The following is a 2,337-nucleotide window of genomic DNA, read 5'->3' on the forward strand; positions in this document are numbered from 1 at the left end:
AGTCAAAGCACTCATCTGCTCTTCCTTGTCTGTCAAGTAGAGAAGATTACCCTTAGAGAGATTCCAAGTAATTGGCTCAACCGTCTCCATATCCAGTCCTAGCGGTACGAGACCTTGCTCGTAAGCAGCTTGGACACTAGCCCGACTATAGAAGTCCGCCTCCGTCAACTCCTCTGGTACCATCGGAATAGCACTTGGGCGTTGTCCGGTCCAAGCTTCTTGGAGAGAAGCGACTTCCTGACGCAAGTTGTTGAGGACTTGTGCATCATTGGCACCCGCTACTGGCAAAGCCAGCTGGATAACATCGACTTCGTCACGCTTCATGAGTGCCCGGCCCTTGATGTCTTCCATGGTCGCCGCCAGAGGGGTAGAGCCCACGATGGAGCGGACTTCTCCCACATCATTCTGCGGCAGACTCAGCTGGTGCTTGAAGTTGGCGTAAAACTGTGCCCGAAGGTTGGACTGACGGCCCGCTGTCACCAAGAGGTGAACACCGATACTGAGACCTTCACGGGAGATCCGCACCAAGAGCTTGAAGAGCTCTGCTTCATAGGCCTCTTCCTTCATGGACTCATAGCTATCCAGTAGGATGACAATTGCCGGCTCTTGCTGACCGCTAGCCTGACGGTAGAGCTCTAGTGTACCAACACCATAGTCAGACAAGAGCTTCTTACGCCGGTTGAGTTCCCGTTCCATGATACGTACAAACTTGGCAATCTTCTCCGTCTGATCCAAAAGCAGGGTATCAGCCACCTGCGGTAATTGGCCCAGTGGTGCCAGACCATTGGTCCCGAAGTCCATCAGGTAGAGGGTGACATCTTTGGGACTGAACTTGCGAGCCAAGTCCATGGCCGCACTTTGCAGGAAGGTTGTCTTCCCCGTACCAGGACTTCCGTAGAGCAGGATATGCCCATCCTTGGACAGGTTGACAGAGACGGGCTCTTGCTTCTGCGCCTGCGGAATATCCGCCATTCCAAGAAGGACGGAGACCGGCTTCTTCTGCTCCCAGGCTTCCTGCGGCTGGATCGGTTCCAGCTCCTGCAGGGTCATCCGCTCTTTAAGCGGTGGCAGCCACGGCTGTGGTACCGGTGGGATTTGCTGGCTCTCTGTCAATAGTTGAATCTGACTGACAATGGCCTCCAGCTCCGTCGGTACTTCCTTGATATCCTCGGCTAAGTCAAGACCTGACAGGTCTTGATTGAGCACTTCGTATTGACCCAGGTCATTGATCAGGTAGATAGTATGGTCTTCGATTCCCATCTCGTCCTTATCCGGCTGGTAGTCTGCCCCTGACCAGGCTGACTGGAAGAGTTCATAGACTTCATTATTGCCAACCTGCAGATAGGCCCGACCTGTCTGGGTAATCTCTGCCGCATCTGGTGTCTTAAGCATTTCCATCGAGTCTGTCCGATCTGCTACCTTAAGTGCCAGCTTAAAGCGGGAGTTGGACCAGATCTGGTCATCCACCACCCCAGAGGGCTTCTGAGTAGCCAGGATCAAGTGGACCCCGAGGGAACGCCCGACCCGAGCGATAGATACCAGCTCCTTGATAAAGTCAGGCTGGTTAACCTTGAGCTCTGCGAACTCATCCGAGATGAGAAAGAGATGGGGCAGGGGTTCAGTTGCTTCCCCGTTTTTAAATTTCTTTTGATATTGGTTGATATGATTGACTTCAAACTCTCTGAAGAGCCGCTCCCGGCGGTGAATCTCCGCATTGATGGAAGCCAGCGCTCGCATGGATTGGGCTCCGTCCAAGTTGGTAATGGTTCCCAAGAGATGAGGCAGGTTCTTGAAGAGGTTGGCCATTCCCCCACCCTTGTAGTCAATGAGGAGAAAGGCCACATCGTGTGGGTGGAAGTTGACGGCCAGACTCAGGATATAGGACTGGATGGTCTCTGACTTCCCAGATCCCGTTGTCCCGGCAATCAACCCGTGCGGGCCATGAGCCTTTTCATGCAGGTTGAGGTAGACCAAGTCTTCCTTACCCCGCAGGCCGATAGGTACTGCCAAGCTCTTATAAGGTGCATTCTGTTGCCACTTTTGCAAAACTTGCAGGTCCGAGAAGGTCTCTGCCCCATACATCTCCATAAAGGTGACCGTATCAGGGATTGAGCTCTTGAGATTCTGCAAGTGATTGAGCGGTGCCAAGGTCCGAGCAATACGCTCCTTGTCATAACCTTCTGGGAAATGATCCAAGCGGAAGTCAATTTCTCTGAGGATTCCCTCTTCCATGACCAACTGACCAGTGTTGCGGTCCTTGATATTGACAACCGTCTTGATATTCTCAGACAGTGAGCTCATCACATCCTGCACGAAGATGAGTGAGCAGCCCAGGTC

1 protein-coding gene is annotated in these 2,337 nt (G+C 52.9%); it reads right to left on the bottom strand.

The features are described from left to right. Positions 1 to 2,337: type VII secretion protein EssC (gene essC / locus HMPREF9389_RS00055; protein WP_002931498.1), on the bottom strand; the 2,337-nt coding region annotated here is incomplete at both ends.

Source organism: Streptococcus sanguinis SK355 (genome assembly GCF_000212855.1).
Classification (GTDB): domain Bacteria; phylum Bacillota; class Bacilli; order Lactobacillales; family Streptococcaceae; genus Streptococcus; species Streptococcus sanguinis_A.